Raw genomic sequence first — 17,672 nt, 5'->3', positions numbered from 1 at the left:
GAACAACCGTCCGTTCTAGACCTTGAGCGGGGGCGACAACAGGGAGGCAGGGATGATCCTGTGGGGGTTGATCGTCGGGGGGCTGCTGGGCCTGTTCGCCGCCGATTTCGAGCAATATGGCATGATCCTCGGCGCGATCGTCGGGGTTGGGGCCGGCTGGGGCCTGCGCGCTGCGGTGCGCGCCGAGGTCCGGGCGATGCTCGCCGATCGCGGCGTCGAGGCCGCTCCCGTTCCTGCCGAACCGGCCGAACGAGGCGGGGTCCGGATCGTCAATGAGACGGCGGCGCCGCGCCCGGCGGTCGAAGCGCCCGTTGCGGTCGAGCCCGAACGGCCGCCGCAGCCGACGGTCGTCCGGCTTCCCGAGCGGACCGCTCCTCCTGCCGCCCCTGCCGAGCCGGCCGAGCCCGGTATCGTCGAGCGTGGCTTCGCGGCCGCGCGCGAATGGCTGCTGGGCGGCAACACCATCGTCCGCGCCGGCCTCGTCGTGTTGTTCATCGGCCTCGCCTTCCTCGCGCGCTGGGCGGCCGGGGCCGGGCTGCTGCCGATCGAGGTGCGGCTGGCGCTGGTCGCAGCGGCGGGGATCGCGCTGCTCGCGGTCGGCTTCAACCGGCGGATCGCGCGGCCCGGCTTCGCGCTTGCCCTGCAGGGCGGCGGCGTCGCCATCCTCTACCTGACGATCTTCGCCGCGGCGGCGCTCTACCCGATCCTGCCGCTGCCCGGGGCCTTCGTGCTGATGGTGCTGGTCTGCGCCGCCGCCGTCGCGCTGGCGCTGCTCCAGGACGCGCAGGGCCTCGCCGCCGCGGCCTTCGCGGGCGGCTATGCGGTACCGCTGCTGCTCGGTGGCGACGGCGGGCCGGTGGCGGTGATGTTCGGCTATCACCTGCTGCTCAACTTCGGCGTGCTCGCGCTCGCCTGGAAGAAGGCGTGGCGCAGCATCAACCTGATCGGCTTCGCCGCCACCTTCGGGGTTGCCGTCCTGTGGGGCGCGACCAGCTACCAGCCGCAGGATTATGCGGTCGCGCAGTCCTTCCTGATCGTCTCGGTGCTGATCTACCTCGCCATCGCGATCCTCTATGCGCGCAACAGCGAGAGCCGGGTAGGGCGCTTCGTCGACAGCAGCCTGCTGTTCGGCACCGCGCTCGCCGGCTTCGGGCTGGAGGCAGGGTTGGTCGCGGCCTTCGACTATGGCGCGGCCTTCGCGGCGCTCGGCTTCGCGGCGCTCTACCTGGTTCTCGCGGTCGCGGTGCGGCGGCGCGGCGATGACGGCTATCGGTTGCTCGCGGAGACGATGCTGGCGGTCGGCGTCGGCTTCGTCACCCTCGCCATTCCGCTCGCGCTCGGCGCCCGCTGGACCGGATCGGCCTGGGCGCTCGAAGGCGCAGGCGCCTTCTGGGTGGGGATGCGGCAGGCGCGCTGGATGCCACGCGCCTTCGGCCTGCTGCTCCAGGGCGTCGCCGCGCTGATGTTCCTCGCCCTGCTCGATAGCGGGCCGCAGGCGCTGCCGATCGTCAATCCGGTCTTCCTGACCGGGCTGCTCGCGGCGCTGCCGGTGCTGCTCACCGCCTGGTGGCTGCGCGCCGCGCCGCTGCCGCACAGCGGGTCGCTCCCCGCCCGCGCCTATGCGGGGGTGGAGGCGATGGTCGGCAAGCCCGTCTTCCTGGCCGGCTTCCTGCTCTGGTCGCTGGCGTTGATCGCCGAGATCTGCCGCACCGTGCCATCGCCGGGGGACGGCGCGGTGCCGGTGTTCGCGGCGGCGACGCAGCAGCTTCTGACGATGGTCGCGCTCGTCGCCAGCGCGGGGGCCGCGGCCCTGGTCGGGCGGCGGCTGCGCTGGGACGTCGCGACCTGGCCCGGCCGGGTCACGCTGGTGGTGCTCGCCGGGACCTGGGTCGGGCAGGCCGCGCTCAACCACCATATCCTCTACCATCCCGGCTGGATCGCCTGGATCGTCGCGATCGGGCTGCACCTCCACCTGCTCCATGCCAACGACCATGATGCGGAGGGCGCCGGCCGGCGCCTGCTCCAGCGGCTGGGCCATGTCGGCGGGGTGTGGCTGGCGGTGGCGCTGCTCGCCGACGCGCTGTGGCTGGGGATCGACCGTGCCGCGCTGTGGGACAGCAGCTGGGCCGGGGTCGTGTTCCTGGTCGCGGCGGTGGCGGTGCTCGCCCTGCTCGTCCTCTGGGCGGGCGGCGCGGCGCGGCGGCCGGCCGGCGAACGGCGCTGGCCGCTCGACCGCCACCTCGCCGGCTATCATGCGCAAGCGGCGCTGCCGGTCGCGACGCTCGTCTATGGCGGCTCGCTCGCCGCCGCGCTGCTTGCCGAGGGTGACGCCGCGCCACTGCCCTATGTGCCGCTGCTCAATCCGGTCGAGCTGACCCTGGCGCTGGCGCTCGCGGTGCTGGTGCTGTGGCGGCGCAGCCTGATCGCGGTCGCCCCGCCCTATGCCGGCTTCGGCTGGGTTGCGGGACGCGGTGCGTGGATGGCGCTGGCGGGGCTCGGCTTCGTCGACGTCAACATGCTGTGGCTGCGCTTCGCCCACCACTATCTGGGCGTCGCCTGGGATGCTGACGCGCTGCTCGGGTCGGCCGTGGTGGAGGCGGGACTCACCATCCTGTGGACGCTGCTCTCGCTAGGCCTGATGCTGTTCGCGCATCGCCGGGCGCATCGCGGCGTCTGGATCGCGGGAGCGGCGCTGCTCGTCGTCGTCATACTCAAGCTGTTCTTCGTCGACCTGTCGAACGCCAGCGGCGGCGCGCGGATCGTGACCTTCATCGTCGTCGGCGCGTTGATGCTGGTGGTCGGCTATTTCGCGCCGCTGCCGCCGCGCGGCGACGCGCCGAAGGATGAGGAGACGAAGGAGGTCGCGGCATGATCCGGGCGATGACGGCGGCGGCGCTGGCGCTGCTCGCCGGCTGTTCGGGGCAGGAGGCGGCGAACCCCGCCGATCCCTCCGCCTATGCGGTGCGGCTGGCGGTGATCCCGGCGGCGGGCGGCGCGGTGCAGCGGATCGACCTCCCGGCCGAGGCGCTGGCGGCGCTGCGCTCCCCCAACCGCGCCGACATCCGCGTGTTCGACGGCGCGGGCGCGCCGCTCGCCATGGCGATCACCGGCCCGGCGGCAGGCCGCGCCGCGCTCGATGAAGTGCGGCTCGGCGCCTTCCCGATCGTCGGCCCGGCCGGGGCGCTCGCCGCAGAGGGGGCGGAGCTCCGCGTCGAGCAGCGCGACGGCGACCGCGTCGTCACCGTGGTGCGCGGGCCCGTCGCGCCGTCGAAACCGGTCACGCTCGGCGCGCTGTTCGACACGCGCGCGATCGCAGCGAGGGTGCGCAGCCTGCGCCTCGACGCGGTGCTGCCCCCGCAGCAGCCGGTGCGCTTCACGGTCGAGACGAGCGCAGACCTCGCCGACTGGACGCCGGCCGGCGGCAAGATCCTCTATCGGCGGGAAGGCGACCGCGTGGGCGCCTTGGGCCCCGAGGCGATCCCGCTCGACGACCTCGACCTGAAGGGCCGCTATCTGCGCGTGACCTGGACGAGCCCGCAGCGGCTGCTGGCGCCGGTCGAGCTGCGCGGCGCGACGATCGGCGTCGCCCGGCGGCTCGACGCCGACGACCGGCCCGCCATCGCCACCAGCCCGCCGCGTCGGATCGACGCGCATGATATCCGCTTCACCCTGCCCCGCCCCGCCATCCTTGGGGCGGTGGCGATCGCGCCGGCGGCGGGCGAGATGCTGGTGCCGGTCACGCTGTCGGGCCGCAACGCGCCCGATCAGCCCTGGACGCCGATCGGATCAGGCAGCCTGCGGGCCGGATCCTCCGCGCCGGTCGAGCTGTCGGGCGGGGCCTTCAGCGACTACCGAATCGAGGCCGACCGCCGTACGGCCGGCTTTGCCGCCACGCCCCGGCTGACTTTATTGTTCGAACCGGCCCGGCTCGCGGTGCTGTTCGACGGCAAGCCGCCCTATACGCTGGCCGCCGGCGCGGCGGGGGCCGAGAGCCGCTATCTCGCGATCGGCGAGCTGGTCCCCGGCTACCGCCCCGGCGCGGAGGACGCGCTGCCCCGGGCGACGGTCGCCGCCGCGGCGGCGCCGATGCTGAGCCTCGCCCAGCCCGACGACAGCCTGTTCAGCCCGCGCAAGGCGGTGCTGTGGGGGCTGCTGCTGTTCGGCGTCGCGGTGCTCGCGGCGATGGTGTGGCGGCTGTGGAAGCCGGGCCCGTCCTGACCGTCATTCCAGCGAAAGCTGGAATCTCCCTGCCTTTATCGAGACAATGGAAGGGAGATCCCGGCTTTCGCCGGGATGACGATGGAGCGGGGGCAGGTCACACGTCGAGGTTGGCGACGCTGAGCGCGTTCTCCTGGATGAACTCGCGGCGCGGTTCGACCACGTCGCCCATCAGCCGGGTGAAGATCTCGTCGGCGACGTCGGCCTGGGCCACTTCGACCTTGAGCATCGCGCGGTTGGCCGGGTCGAGCGTAGTTTCCCAGAGCTGCTCGGCGTTCATCTCGCCCAGCCCCTTGTAGCGCTGGATCGACATGCCCTTGCGGCCCGCCGCCAGCACCGCGTCGAGCAGGTTCGACGGCTGGTGGACCGCGGTGCCGCGGGTGTCGACGATGGGCTCGTCCTCGTCGTCGCCGGTCGGCGTGGCGGCGCTGCGCAGCGGTACCAGCCGCGCGCTCTTCGCATAGCTCTCCGCCTGCTCGGCGGCGAGCGCATGGAGCTTGCGGGCCTCGGCCGAGCGCAGGAAGGCCGGGTCGATCAGATGATGGTCGGTCACCCCGCGCCACAGCCGCTGGAGATGATAGCCGCCATCCTCCGCCAGGTCGCCTGACCAGGCCGCCTCGGGATCGATCCGGCCCATCCAGGCGGCGACGGCGCGGGCGGAGGCGCGATGGCCCTCGTCGCCGCTTTCGGGATCGAGCGCGCCGGTCAGCGCCAGCGCCTCGACGATCACCGGATCGTAGCGCTTGGGGACGAAGCGCATCAGCGAGCGCATGCGGCGGGCATGCTCGACCAGCACGCGCAGGTCGTCGCCCGAGCGCGCGCCCGACGGGGTTTCGAGCATCATCGCGCCGAGGCCGCCGGTGACGAGATATTCGTCGAGCGCGGCGTCGTCCTTCAGGTAGACCTCGGACCGGCCCTTCGCGACCTTATAGAGCGGCGGCTGGGCGATGTAGAGATGGCCGTTCTCGATGATCGGCTTCATGTGCCGGTAGAAGAAGGTCAGCAGCAGCGTCCGGATATGCGCGCCGTCGACGTCGGCGTCGGTCATGATGACGATCTTGTGGTAGCGCAGCTTCTCGATGTTGAAGTCGTCGCGGCCGATGCCGGTGCCCATCGCCTGGATCAGCGTGCCGACCTCCTTCGACGACAGCATCCGGTCGAAGCGGGCGCGCTCGACGTTGAGGATCTTGCCCTTCAGCGGCAGGATCGCCTGGTAGACGCGGTCGCGGCCCTGCTTGGCCGATCCGCCGGCCGAGTCGCCCTCGACCAGGAACAGCTCGCACTTGCTGGGATCGCGCTCCTGGCAGTCGGCGAGCTTGCCGGGCAGCGAGGCGATGTCCATCACCCCCTTGCGCCGGGTGAGTTCGCGCGCCTTGCGGGCGGCCTCGCGCGCGGCGGCGGCGTCGATGATCTTCTGGACGATCGAGCGGGCGTGGGCCGGATTTTCCTCCAGCCATTCGGCCAGCTTGTCGGCCATCAGGCTTTCGAGCGGCTGGCGCACCTCGGACGAGACCAGCTTGTCCTTGGTCTGCGACGAGAATTTGGGATCGGGCAACTTGACCGAGACGATCGCGGTCAGCCCCTCGCGCATGTCGTCGCCGGTGAGGGTGACCTTCTCCTTCTTCAGCGCGCCCGACTTCTCCGCATAATTATTGAGCGTGCGGGTCAGCGCCGCGCGGAAGGCGGCGAGGTGGGTGCCGCCGTCGCGCTGCGGGATGTTGTTGGTGAAGCAGAGGACCTGCTCATAATAGCTGTCGTTCCACTCCAGCGCGACGTCGATGCCGACATCGTCGCGCTGGCCCATGATCGCGACCGGATCGGGCATCAGCGCGACCTTGGTACGGTCGAGATACTTCACGAAGGCCGCGATACCGCCTTCGTAGAACAGCTCGATCTCCTTGCGCTCGGCATGGCGCTCGTCGACCAGGAACAGGCGGACGCCCGAGTTGAGGAAGGCCAGCTCGCGATAGCGATGCTCGAGCTTGTCGAAGTCGAACTCGGTGATCTTGAAGGTCTCGGGCGAGGGCAGGAAGGTGACCTTGGTGCCCTTCTTGCCGTTGGCCGGGCCGACGACCTTGAGCGGGGCGACCGCGTCGCCGCGCTGGAAGCGCATATAATGCTCCTCCCCGTCGCGCCAGATCGTCAGGTCGAGCACGTCGGACAGCGCGTTGACCACCGACACGCCGACGCCGTGGAGACCGCCCGACACCTTGTAGGCATTGGCGTCGTTGGTGTTGTCGAATTTGCCGCCGGCATGGAGCTGGGTCATGATGACCTCGGCCGCCGAGACGCCCTCCTCGGGGTGGATGCCCGTCGGGATGCCGCGGCCATTGTCCTCGACCGAAACCGATCCGTCGGGGTTCAGGGTGATGACGATCCGGTCGCAATGTCCGGCCAGCGCCTCGTCGATCGCATTGTCCGACACCTCGAACACCATATGGTGGAGGCCCGACCCGTCGTCGGTGTCGCCGATATACATGCCCGGCCGTTTACGCACCGCGTCGAGACCCTTGAGGACCTTGATCGACTCGGCGCCATAGCTGTTCGCGTTGGGGGAATTTTCGGTTTCGTTCGTCATGCCCATTATATAGCGACGGCTGTCACAAAAGCCAAAGGAAAGCGGCGTGCCGACGGCCTTCCACGCCGGCTTCGATGGGCGACGAATGTCGCCTCGCACGACATTCAGGCCGGTTCCACCCGTCCCGCACCCACCGCCAGCCAGGTCGCCTCGCCGATCCCGTCGAACAGCGCGCGTTCGGTGCCGGTTAGCCAGATCTGTCCCCCGCTCCGGCCGAGGCGTTCGAACAGCGCGGCGCGGCGGACGGGGTCGAGATGGGCCGCGACCTCGTCCATCAGCAGGATCGGCCGCCGGCCGCGCCGTTCGGCGACGAGGTCGGCATGGGCGAGGACGATGCCGAGCAGCAGCGCCTTCTGCTCCCCGGTCGAGGCGCGGGCGGCGGGCTGCTGCTTGGCGGCGTGCGCCACGGCGAGGTCCTGGCGGTGTGGCCCCGCCAGGGTGCGGCCGGCCGTCCTGTCGCGGGCGCGGCCGTGGCGCAGCTCCTCGGCGAGCGGCCGGCGCGACGGGACCCAGCCCTCGATCGCCAGCGCCGCGCGGGCGAACGGCGCGTCGGGCTCGGCAGCGATGCGCAGGGCCAGCGCGGTGACGGTGCGGGCGCGCGCTTCTGCGATCGCCTGGCCGTGCTGGCCGAGCTGCGCCTCCAGCGCGTCGAGCCAGGCGTCGTCGGGCGGTCCCTCGGCGGCGAGCAGCTTGTTGCGCGCGCGCATCGCGGCGTCGTAGCGGCTGACATGGCGGGCATGGCCGGGTTCGATCGCGAGGACGAGGCGGTCGAGGAAGCGGCGGCGGCCCTCGGCGCCCTCGGTGAACAGCCGGTCCATCGCCGGGGTGAGCCACAGCAGCGACAGCCATTCGCCGAGCGCGGTGGCCGAGGCGGGCGCGCCGTTGATCCGCACCTGCCGCCGCTCGGGCGCGCCGGGCGTGGTGCCGGTGCCGAGCCGCACCTCGTCCGACAGCTCGGCCGCGACGGCGAAGCCGCCCGCCCCGCCTTCGCGCGCCATCTCCGCCAGCGCCGCGCCGCGCAGGCCGCGTCCCGGTCCGAGCATCGACACCGCCTCGAGGATGTTGGTCTTGCCCGCGCCGTTCTCGCCGGTCAGCACGACGAAGCCCGGCCCCGCCGCGATCGTCGCCGACGCATAGCTGCGGAAGTCGGTCAGCATCAGGCGGGCCACGGTCATGGCCCCTCATTGGCGATTTTGCGGGCGAGGGGAAGCCGTCGCGCCGATGGCTGGTTCAAGCCAGTTGATATTTTCCGTTCGTCCCGAGCCCCGCGACTGCGCTCGGGACGAACGGTTAGATATGCCTATCCAGAAGATAGCGTCCCAGTCTCCCGCGCCTCTTTGCATCGCCGGCGCCGGCTCCTAGATAGGGCGAATGAAATATCTCCACACCATGATCCGCGTGTCCGATCCCGAGGAGACGATCCGCTTCTTCGAGCTGCTCGGCCTGCGCCAGATCGATCGCATGGACAATGAGGCGGGACGCTTCAGCCTGATCTTCCTCGCCGCCCCGGGCGACGAGCAGGCCCAGGTCGAGCTCACCCACAACTGGGACGAGAAGGGCTATGGCGAGGGGCGCAATTTCGGCCATCTCGCCTATCGCGTCGACGATATCTACGCGGTCTGCCAGCGGCTGATGGACGCCGGCGTGACGATCAACCGGCCGCCGCGCGACGGGCACATGGCCTTCGTCCGCACCCCCGACAACATCTCGATCGAGCTGCTCCAGGCCGGCGAGCGGCTTGCCCCGGCCGAGCCCTGGGCATCGATGCCGAACACGGGCCATTGGTGAGATGAGCGTCGAGATCGTCCGCATCCCGGTGCTCAGCGACAATTATGTCTGGCTGCTGCACGAGCCGGCGTCGGGAGAGACCGTCGCGGTCGATCCGGCGGTGGCCGAGCCGGTGCTGGCGGAGGCGGAACGGCGCGGCTGGACGATCGGCCAGATCTGGAACACCCACTGGCATGGCGACCATATCGGCGGCAACGACGCGATCAAGGCGGCGACCGGCGCGCGGGTGAGCGCGCCGGCGGCCGAGGCGGCGAAGATCCCCTCGCTCGACGTGCCGCTGCGCGAGGGCGATTCCGTCCGGATCGGCGCGGTCGAGGGGACGGTGATGGAGGTGCCCGCGCACACCGCCGGCCATATCGCCATCCACCTGCCCGGCGAGCAGGCGGTGTTCGTCGGCGACACGCTGTTCGCGATGGGCTGCGGCCGGCTGTTCGAGGGCACGCCCGCGCAGATGCACGCGAACATGGACCGGCTGGCGGCGCTGCCCGATGCGACCCGCGTCTATTGCGCGCACGAATATACCCAGTCCAACGGCCGCTACGCGCTCGTCGCCGAACCTGATAACGGCGCGATCCGGGCGCGGATGGAGCAGGTCGACGCGGCGCGGGCGAGGGGTGAGGCGACGGTGCCGACGACGATCGGCCTCGAACGCGAAACCAACCCCTTCATGCGCGCGGGCAGCGTCGAGGAACTGGCCCGGCGGCGCGCGGCGAAAGATGTTTTCCGCGGGTGATTCCGTCTATGATCGGAAGATCGAGGAGAGTCGCCATGCCCCGAGCCCGTTCGCTCCTTCCCCTGTTCGCATTGCCGCTGCTGCTCGCTGCGTCGGACGCGCCGCAGCCGCTCTCCGCCAAGGCGCAGAAGGAACTGGCGGGCCGCACCGCTGGGGCGCCGGTGTCATGCGTCCAGCTCCGCCGCATCCAGTCGATCCGGATCGTCGACGAGACCGCGATCATCTATAAGGAATCATCGCGCCGCTGGTACGTCAACCAGCCCGATGGCGGCCGCTGCGCGCTGCTCCGTCCCAACCGGGTGCTGATCACCCACACCAACACCAGCCAGCTCTGCGGCAACGACTTGGTGACGATCGCCGAGCCGAGCTCGCCGATCACCTACGGCGCCTGCGGGCTGGGCGAATTCGTGCCCTATACGAAATAGGCGCGGGCCGAAAACACGCCGTCATCCCAGCGAAAGCTGGGATCTCCCTGCCTTTTCACGCTCCCGACAAGGGCGAGGAACAAAGAAAAGTGAGATCCCAGCTTTCGCTGGGATGACGATGGGGGGCGTATGAAGCCATGAACGGCGGTTGGACCTACGTCATGACCAATCGGGTTCGCGATGTCCTTTATGTCGGCGTGACCGCCGACCTGCCCGCGCGCATCATCAGCACCGGAGCGGCCAGGGTTCGGATTTCTGCGCCCGCTACAAGCTGGGCCGGCTGGTGCTCGCCGAACCGCATGCGACGATCGCTGAAGCCATCGCCCGCGAGAAGGCGCTCAAGGCCTGGAAGCGGTCGTGGAAGATCGATCTGGTCGAGGTCCTCAATCCGCAATGGCGCGACCAGTTCGAGACGATCTTGAGCTAGATCGCTTTACCCCGGCTCGCGCTGGTTGAACACCGACCAGCCTGTCGCCGCGGCGAGGCGTTCGAGGGCGAGGGAGCCGAGGGTCGAGTTGCCGCGCTCGTTGAGGCCGGGGGACCATACCGCGATCGAGGCGATGCCCGGCACCACGCAGAGGATGCCGCCGCCCACCCCCGACTTGCCGGGGATGCCGACCCGGAAGGCGAACTCGCCCGATCCGTCATAATGGCCGCACAGCATCATCAGCGCGTTGATCCGGCGCGCGCGCATTGGCGAGACGATGTTGAAGCCGGTGTCGGGGTGCTGACCCTCGTGCATCAGGAAGCGGCCGGCGCGGGCGAGCTGGCGGCAGCTCATCGCCAGCGCGCACTGGTGGAAATAGACTCCCAGCACCTGATCGACCGGATGGTGGATATTGCCGAAGCTGCGCATGTAGTTGGCGAGCGCGGCGTTGCGGAAGCCGGTATCGGCCTCGCCCTGCGCCACCTCGTCGTCGATGACGATGCCGTCGTCGCCGGCGAGATCGCGGACGAAGCGCAATATCTCGCCAATCGCCTCCTTCGGCGCATGGCCGGCGAGGACCACGTCGGACACGACGATCGCCCCGGCGTTGATGAACGGGTTGCGCGGGATGCCCTGCTCGGCCTCGAGCTGGACGATCGAGTTGAAGGCGTTGCCCGACGGCTCGCGCCCCACCCGCTTCCACAGCGCGTCGCCGACCTTGCCGAGCGCGATGGTCAGCGCGAACACCTTCGACACCGACTGGATCGAGAAGGCGGCGTCGGCGTCGCCGGCCGCGAACATGCGGCCGTCATGGGTGGCGACGGCGATGCCGAAATGCTTCGGATCGACCCGGGCGAGGCCGGGAATATAGTCGGCGACCTTGCCGCGTTCCTCGCGGCCGGCCATTTCCGCGGCGATGCGGTCGACGATGGCCTGGAGATCGGGCGCGACCGTGACCGGCATCTGCGTCCTCCTCCCCGGCTATCGCCCCCGCGTCGCGATCAGACCCGCATCGGCATCAGGACGTAGAGCGCGGGCGCCTTGTCGTTCTCGCGGATCAGCGTCGGCGCGGCGGCGTCGGCCAGATGGACCTCGACCGTGTCGCCGTCGATCTGGCCGAGGATGTCGAGCAGATAGCGCGCGTTGAAGCCGATCTCGAAGCCGGGGGCGGCATAGTCGCCGGGGACTTCCTCGGCCGCGGTGCCGTTCTCGGGGCTCGTCACCGACAGGGTGATCTTGTCGCGGTCGAGCGCCATCTTGACCGCGCGGGTCTTTTCCGAGGCGATGGTGGCGACGCGGTCGACGCCCTCCATGAAGCTCTTCGGATCGATCTTGAGCAGCTTGTCGTTCGCGGTCGGGATCACCCGGTTGTAATCGGGGAAGGTGCCGTCGATCAGCTTCGAGGTCAGGATCGCGGTACCGAGGCCGAAGCGGATCTTGGTCGACGACAGGGTGATGTCGACCGAGCCGTCGACCTCGTCGAGCAGCTTGCGCAACTCGCCCACGCATTTGCGCGGGATGATGATGTCGGGCATCCCCTCGGCGCCGTCGGGGCGGGCGATGGTGACGCGGGCGAGACGATGGCCGTCGGTCGCCGCGGCCTTCAGCACCGGCGACCCCTCGTCCTGCACGTGGAAGAAGATGCCGTTGAGATAATAGCGGGTCTCTTCGGTCGAGATCGCGAAGCGGGTCTTGTCGATGAGCTGCTTGAGCGTCTCGGCGGGCAGCTCGAACCGGGTCGGCAGCTCGCCCTCGGCGATCATCGGGAAATCGTCCTTGGGCAGGGTCTGCAGGTTGAAGCGGGCGCGGCCGGCGACGACCTGCATCTTGCCCTCGGCGGCCGAGAGCTGGACCTGCGACCCTTCGGGCAGCTTGCGGGCGATGTCGAACAGCGTGTGCGCCGACACGGTGGTGGCGCCCGGCTGATCGACCGCGGCGGGAACGGCCTCGACGATCTGCAGGTCGAGGTCGGTCGCCATCAGGCGGAGCGTGCCTTCGGGCGTTGCCTCGATCAGCACGTTCGACAGGATCGGGATGGTGTTGCGCCGTTCGACGACCGACTGGACGTGACCCAGACTCTTGAGAAGCGTCGCGCGTTCGATCGTAGCCTTCATAGACTGCCCCGGTATCCCCGATGTCAAATGGAGGATGGTTATAGCGCGGCTTTGCGGCCCCGCCAGCCCAAAGCGTCAAAAGCTGGGGATAAATCGCGGGCGTTCGTCGCGTATTCGCTCCCCCGCTTCCGGGCAAAGGAAAAGGGCCCGGCGTCGCCGCCGGGCCCTTCCATGCTACGCAACGAACAACGGGTGATCAGAAGCGGAAACCGAAGCCGCCCACGACCTGATTGCGCGAGAAGCCCTGCTCATAGTTCGAGTAGCGATACTCTGCCTTCACATAGGCGTTGGTGCCGAGGGCATATTCGACGCCGGCGCCGACGCGGACGCCGTCATAGTTGCCGCTGTCGCGCAGCACCGTGGTGCCGTCGTCGAGCGACGCCTTGGCGCGCGCGTTGGTGTAGCCCGCCTTGGCATAGAGCAGGGCCTTGCCGCCGACGACGGTGCCGACGCGGCCGCCGACATAGAGGTCACGGCCGGCCTTGGCGCAGAGCCGCGGATCGGCGGCGGTGGCGGAACCGATGCAGCTCTTGGCGCTCGAATCCGAGGCTTCCGCCTCGACGCCGAGGACCGCGCCGCCCATCTGGAAATCGTATCCGGCGCCGAGACCGTAGGTCACGGCGTCGTCATGCCCGTTGTTGGAAACGCGATCCCACCCGACGATGCCTTCGACGCGGGGGCCGGTGAACGGCGCATTGTCCTGGGCGAGGGCCGGGGTGGCTGCGCTGGCCGCGAGGAGGGCGGCGACAACGATGCTACGCATAGTATAACTCCATTTCTAACCTCGTCCCCTTTTGGTGCCGGAGACGTGGGTGGCCTAGTGCACCAAAGCGCGAGTTGTTGCATGAACGCCAGATAAACAACGGAATTTGTGATATTTTTGCTACAGTCGTACGAGCAGGGGGTTGACAGTTGAAGGCGCGGATTTGCTGGCTGTTCGCCCTGCCGGTGCTCGTTTCGGCGGCCCCGCCGGGCCGGGTACCACTGGGAATTTTCGGCAATTGGGGCGCGTTCCGTGATGCGCGACCGCTGCGCTGCTATGCGATCGCGACGCCGGAACGGCGCGGTTCGGGCGAATGGCGCAGCTTCGCGTCGGTCGCGGTCTGGCCGCGGCAGAAGATCGGCGGGCAGGTCCATTTCCGCCTGCGCGAGCCCCGCCGGCCGAACAGCCCCATCCGGCTGATCTTCGGCGACCGCAGCTTCCCCTTGGTCGCGGCGAGCCTGGACGCCTGGGCCCCCGACCCCCGCGCCGACGCCGCGATCATCGGGGCGATGCGCGGCGCGACCTCGATGCGGATCGCCTGGGTGTCGAACGACGGCCGCAACCGCTCCGACGGCTATCTGCTCAAGGGCGTCGCCACCGCGATCGATGCGGCAACGCTGGGGTGCGCGGGGCGGTGACATTCCCCTCCCTTGCGGGGAGGGGACCTGGGAGTCACTCCCGCATCGCCTCGGCCGCGAGGGCGTCGGCCTCGATCAGCAGCACGTCGTCGGCGAGGCCCTGGGCGACCGTCTCCCGGCCGATCAGCACCAGCACCGGCACCGCGAGCGGGGAGACGCGGTCGAGCTGCACATGGACGATATGCTCGGCCGCGCGCTCGATCAGCGCGCCGAGCCGGCCGACGTCGGTCATCTTCGCCCGCGCATCGGCCCAGGCGGCGTCGAGCAGGAGGTGGTCGGGTTCGTAGCGGCGCAGCACGTCGTAGATCAGGTCGGTCGAGAAGGTGACCTGCCGGCCTGATTTCTTCTTGCCGGGATGCTGGCGCTCGACCAGCCCGCCGATCACCGCCACCTCGCGGAAGGCGCGCTTGAGCAGCGCCGACCCCTCGACCCAGTCGACGAACTCCTCCTCCAATATCTCGGGCGAGAACAGGCTGGCGGGGTCGGTGACCGGCTCGATCGAATAGCAGGCGATCGCATAGTCGGAGGAGACGAAGCCGAGCGGCGACAGACCCTGGCTCTCCATACGCCGGGTCAGCAGCATGCCGAGCGACTGGTGCGCGTTCCAGCCCTCGAAGCTGTAGATCACCATATAGTGGCGCTTCTCGTGCGGGAAGGTTTCGACCAGCAGTTCGTCGGGCGCGGGCAGCCGCGATCGGCGGTCCTGCATCTCCAGCCATTCGCGGACGTCGTCGGGGAAGCGCGGCCATTGCGACGGGTCGTGGAGATAGGCGCGCACCCGGTCGGCGAGGTGGGTCGAGATCGGCATGCGCGCGCCGCCATAGGTCGGGATGCGCGCGGGCTTGGAGGTGGCGCGGACGATCAGGTCGGTGAGGTCGATCTTCTGCACCTCGAGCGCCATGCCCATGAAGAAGAAGCAGTCGCCCGGCGACAATGTGGTGCCGAACCCCTCCTCGACCTTGCCGAGGCTGCGGCCGTTGCGGAACCGCACGTCGAGCATCGGCGCCTCGACGATGATCCCGGCATTGAGCCGGTGCTGGGCGGCGAAATTGGGGTGGCTGAGCCGCCACTGCCCGTCCGGCGTGCGGGTGAGACGGCGGAATTTCTCATAGGCCTTCAGCGCATAGCCGCCATTGGCGATATAGCCGAGCACCCGGTCGAACTGCGCGGGGGTCAGCGTCGCATAGGGCGCGGCGCGGTTGACCTCGGCGAGCAGATCCTCGGCACGGAACGGCCCGGCACAGGCGATCGCCAGCACATGCTGGGCGAGCACGTCGATGCTGCCGGCGCGGAACGGCTCATTGTCGAGGTCTCCCGCCGCGATCGCGTCGAGCGCCGCGCGGCCCTCCAGATATTCGAAGCGGTTGCCCGGGACGATCACTGCCTCGCTCGGCTCGTCGAGCCGGTGATTGGCGCGGCCGATCCGCTGGAGCAGGCGCGAGGCGCCCTTGGGCGCCCCCATTTGGATCACAAGGTCGACATCGCCCCAGTCGACGCCGAGGTCGAGGCTGGCGGTCGCGACCAGCGCGCGCAGCCGCCCGGCCGCCATCGCCTCCTCCACCTTGCGGCGCGCCTCGCGCGACAGCGATCCGTGATGGATGCCGATCGGCAGGCTCATCGCGTTGACCTTCCACAGGTCCTGGAAGATCAGCTCGGCGAGGCTGCGGGTGTTGCAGAAGATGATCGTCGTCTTGTGGGTCTCGATCTCGGCCATCACCTGCTCGGCGGCGTAGCGCCCCGAATGGCCGGCCCAGGGGATGCGCCCCTCGGGGATCAGCATGTCGATCCGCGGCGTCGCGCCGGGATCGCCCTCGACCAGCGCCACCGCCCGATAGTCGCCGTCGCCCGACAGCCAGCCGCGATAGGCGTCGACGTCGGCGATCGTCGCCGACAGCGCGACCCGGCGCAGGCCGGGCGCGAGGCTGCCGAGCCGGGCGAGCGACAGCGCCAGCAGGTCGCCGCGCTTGGTGGTGGCGAAGGCGTGGACCTCGTCGATCACCACCGTCCGGAGCCCCGCGAACAGTGCCGCGCTGTCGGGATAGGAGAGCAGCAGGCTGAGCGATTCGGGGGTGGTCAGCAATATCTGCGGCGGCTTCGCCCGCTGCCGTGCCTTGCGGTCGGACGGGGTGTCGCCGGTTCGCGTCTCGACCCGGATGTCGAGCCCCATCTCCTCGATCGGGGTCAGCAGGTTGCGGCGGACGTCGACCGCGAGCGCCTTGAGTGGCGAGACATAGAGGGTGTGGAGCCCCTCGCGCGGCGCCTCGACCAGTTCGACCAGCGTGGGCAGGAAGCCGGCGAGGGTCTTGCCCGATCCGGTCGGCGCGACGAGCAGCGCGTCCTGCCCGGCGCGGGCAGCGGCGAGCATCTCCATCTGGTGCCGGCGCGGCGCCCAGCCCTTGGCCGCGAACCAGTCGGCGAGGGGTGGGGGGAGGTCGGTCATGGCCCGCCCTCTCCCGTCATTCCAGCGAAAGCTGGAATCTCACTGCCTTCGCGCGGGGAGAACAAGGCGAAAGAAGGGAGATCCCAGCTTTCGCTGGGATGACGGGCGGTCTCGGCTTCAATGCGCGACCTGTTCCCCGCGCTCGAGGCCCGACAGCGCCAGCTGCTCGTCGATCTGGGCGAGCAGGCGGTCGAGTCCGGCCTGGTCCTTCGCCTCGGCGCGGGCGACGAGGACGTCCTGGGTGTTCGACGCGCGCAGCAGCCACCAGCCGTCGGGGGTGTCGACGCGCGCGCCGTCGGTGCGGTTCACCTTGGCGCCGGCCGCTTCGAGCCGGTCGAGCACCTCCTCGACCACCTTGAACTTGCGGCTCTCGTCGACCTGGAAGCGCATCTCGGGGGTGTTCACCAGCACCGGCATCCGGTCCTTGAGCGCGGTCAGCGATCCGCCGAGCCGGCCGATCGCCTCGATCAGGCGGACCGCCGAATAAAGCGCATCGTCGAAGCCGTACCAGCGATGCTTGAAAAAGATGTGGCCCGACATCTCGCCGGCGAGCGGACTGTCGGTCTCGGCCATCTTCACCTTGATCAGGCTATGGCCGGTCTTCCACATGCAGGGCGTCCCGCCGAGCTCGGCGATCCGATCGAACAGCGCCTGGCTGGCCTTGACGTCGGCGATGATCGTGCCGCCGGGCACCTCCTCCAGCACCGGCTCGGCGAGGATCGAGAGGATCTGGTCGCCCCACACCACCCGGCCCCGACCGTCTATCGCGCCGATCCGGTCGGCATCGCCGTCGAAGGCGATGCCGAAGTCGAGCCCTTTCTCCGCGACCAGCGCCTTGAGGTCGGCGAGGTTCTTCTCCTCGGTCGGGTCGGGATGATGGTTGGGGAAGCGGCCGTCGATCTCGGCATAGAGGACAAGGTGCTCGCCGGGCAGGCGCTTCACCAGCTTCTCCAGGATGCGGCCGCCCGCGCCGTTGCCATTGTCCCAGCCGATCCGGAAGGCCGGCCCGGCGAAGTCCTGGAGCAGCCGGTCGACATAGAGGTCCTCGACATCGGCGTCGGTGACGGTGCCGGCGCCTTCCTCCCACTCGCCCTCGGCGGCCATGCGGCCGATCGACTGGATCTGGTCGGCGAAGAAGGGCTTGTGCTGCAGCACCATCTTGAAGCCGTTATAATCGGCCGGATTGTGGCTGCCGGTGATCTGGATGCCGCCGTCCACCTCGAGCGTCGCCTCGGCGAAATAGAGCATCGGGGTCGGGCCGAGGCCGGTGCGGACGACGTCGACGCCGCTCCCGGTCAGGCCGCGGACCAGTTCGTCTCGCAGCGATTCGGACGAGACGCGCCCGTCCCACCCGACCGCGACCCGGGTGCCGCCGGCCCGGCGGACATGGGTCGCGAAGCCGCGGCCGATCGCATAGGCGTCGGCGGGCCCCAGCGTCTTTCCGACGATTCCGCGGATGTCATATTCGCGCAGCGAGGTCGGGTCGAAACGATGGGTCAAATCATCCTCCGTTGAGGGACGGTACAGGCGGATGCCGTAAGGCGAGCG

Annotated in this window: 13 protein-coding genes and 1 pseudogene; 7 read left to right on the top strand and 7 right to left on the bottom strand. The window is 69.7% G+C overall.

Annotated elements, in window-relative coordinates:
* Positions 1–52 precede the first annotated feature (52 nt).
* Both B5X82_RS13490 and B5X82_RS13485 read left to right on the top strand, forming a co-directional pair.
* Positions 53–2,872, top strand: a complete 2,820-nt coding sequence (locus tag B5X82_RS13490) for a DUF2339 domain-containing protein (RefSeq protein WP_079648667.1) — start codon at positions 53–55, stop codon at positions 2,870–2,872.
* Positions 2,869–4,218 (top strand): DUF3999 domain-containing protein, encoded by a 1,350-nt coding sequence (locus tag B5X82_RS13485; protein ID WP_079648666.1) that lies wholly within the window; start codon positions 2,869–2,871, stop codon positions 4,216–4,218. The genes B5X82_RS13490 and B5X82_RS13485 overlap by 4 nt, the downstream gene beginning before the upstream one ends.
* A gap of 97 nt (positions 4,219–4,315) precedes the next feature.
* Here the strand turns inward: B5X82_RS13485 and gyrB are convergent, their stop codons facing one another.
* Positions 4,316–6,796, bottom strand: coding sequence for a DNA topoisomerase (ATP-hydrolyzing) subunit B (gene gyrB, locus B5X82_RS13480; RefSeq protein ID WP_079648778.1), 2,481 nt, complete (start codon positions 6,794–6,796; stop codon positions 4,316–4,318).
* 104 nt (positions 6,797–6,900) lie between these two features.
* Positions 6,901–7,971 (bottom strand): DNA replication/repair protein RecF, encoded by a 1,071-nt coding sequence (gene recF, locus B5X82_RS13475; protein WP_079648665.1) that lies wholly within the window; start codon positions 7,969–7,971, stop codon positions 6,901–6,903.
* Between the two features lie 196 nt (positions 7,972–8,167).
* Here recF and B5X82_RS13470 point away from each other — a divergent pair, with 196 nt between their 5' ends.
* The 4 genes and pseudogenes from B5X82_RS13470 (at position 8,168) to B5X82_RS13455 (ending at position 10,169) form a co-directional block, all read left to right on the top strand.
* Positions 8,168–8,584: a VOC family protein gene (locus B5X82_RS13470; RefSeq protein WP_079648664.1), complete on the top strand. Its 417-nt coding sequence runs from the start codon at positions 8,168–8,170 to the stop codon at positions 8,582–8,584.
* A gap of 1 nt (position 8,585) precedes the next feature.
* A complete protein-coding gene (gloB, locus tag B5X82_RS13465; RefSeq protein WP_079648663.1) occupies positions 8,586–9,317 on the top strand; it encodes a hydroxyacylglutathione hydrolase in 732 nt (243 codons plus the stop codon).
* A gap of 35 nt (positions 9,318–9,352) precedes the next feature.
* Positions 9,353–9,742, top strand: coding sequence for a hypothetical protein (locus B5X82_RS13460; RefSeq protein ID WP_235862688.1), 390 nt, complete (start codon positions 9,353–9,355; stop codon positions 9,740–9,742).
* Positions 9,743–9,879: 137 nt separating this feature from the next.
* Positions 9,880–10,169, top strand: a pseudogene (locus B5X82_RS13455) (GIY-YIG nuclease family protein).
* A 6-nt stretch (positions 10,170–10,175) separates the two neighbouring features.
* Here the strand turns inward: B5X82_RS13455 and B5X82_RS13450 are convergent.
* From B5X82_RS13450 to B5X82_RS13440, 3 genes are all read right to left on the bottom strand, one after another.
* Positions 10,176–11,132, bottom strand: a complete 957-nt coding sequence (locus tag B5X82_RS13450) for a glutaminase (protein ID WP_079648661.1) — start codon at positions 11,130–11,132, stop codon at positions 10,176–10,178.
* A 38-nt stretch (positions 11,133–11,170) separates the two neighbouring features.
* Complete coding sequence (gene dnaN, locus B5X82_RS13445; RefSeq protein WP_079648660.1) at positions 11,171–12,283, bottom strand: DNA polymerase III subunit beta; 1,113 nt, start codon at positions 12,281–12,283, stop codon at positions 11,171–11,173.
* Positions 12,284–12,479: 196 nt separating this feature from the next.
* Complete coding sequence (locus B5X82_RS13440) at positions 12,480–13,046, bottom strand: outer membrane protein (RefSeq protein ID WP_079648659.1); 567 nt, start codon at positions 13,044–13,046, stop codon at positions 12,480–12,482.
* A gap of 149 nt (positions 13,047–13,195) precedes the next feature.
* On the opposite strand from B5X82_RS13440, the gene B5X82_RS13435 reads away from it, so the two are divergent.
* A complete protein-coding gene (locus B5X82_RS13435) occupies positions 13,196–13,684 on the top strand; it encodes a hypothetical protein (protein ID WP_079648658.1) in 489 nt (162 codons plus the stop codon).
* 34 nt (positions 13,685–13,718) lie between these two features.
* Here the strand turns inward: B5X82_RS13435 and B5X82_RS13430 are convergent, their stop codons facing one another.
* Together B5X82_RS13430 and pgmG are read right to left on the bottom strand one after the other, a co-directional pair.
* Complete coding sequence (locus tag B5X82_RS13430) at positions 13,719–16,124, bottom strand: ligase-associated DNA damage response DEXH box helicase (protein ID WP_079648657.1); 2,406 nt, start codon at positions 16,122–16,124, stop codon at positions 13,719–13,721.
* 117 nt (positions 16,125–16,241) lie between these two features.
* Positions 16,242–17,624: a phosphoglucomutase/phosphomannomutase PgmG gene (gene pgmG, locus B5X82_RS13425; protein ID WP_079648656.1), complete on the bottom strand. Its 1,383-nt coding sequence runs from the start codon at positions 17,622–17,624 to the stop codon at positions 16,242–16,244.
* Positions 17,625–17,672 lie beyond the last annotated feature (48 nt).

This window comes from Rhizorhabdus histidinilytica, assembly GCF_900167915.1.
In the GTDB taxonomy this organism is placed as follows: domain Bacteria; phylum Pseudomonadota; class Alphaproteobacteria; order Sphingomonadales; family Sphingomonadaceae; genus Rhizorhabdus; species Rhizorhabdus histidinilytica.
Note: the sequence above shows the minus strand (reverse complement) of the source record. Positions and strands in the feature narration are given on the sequence as shown.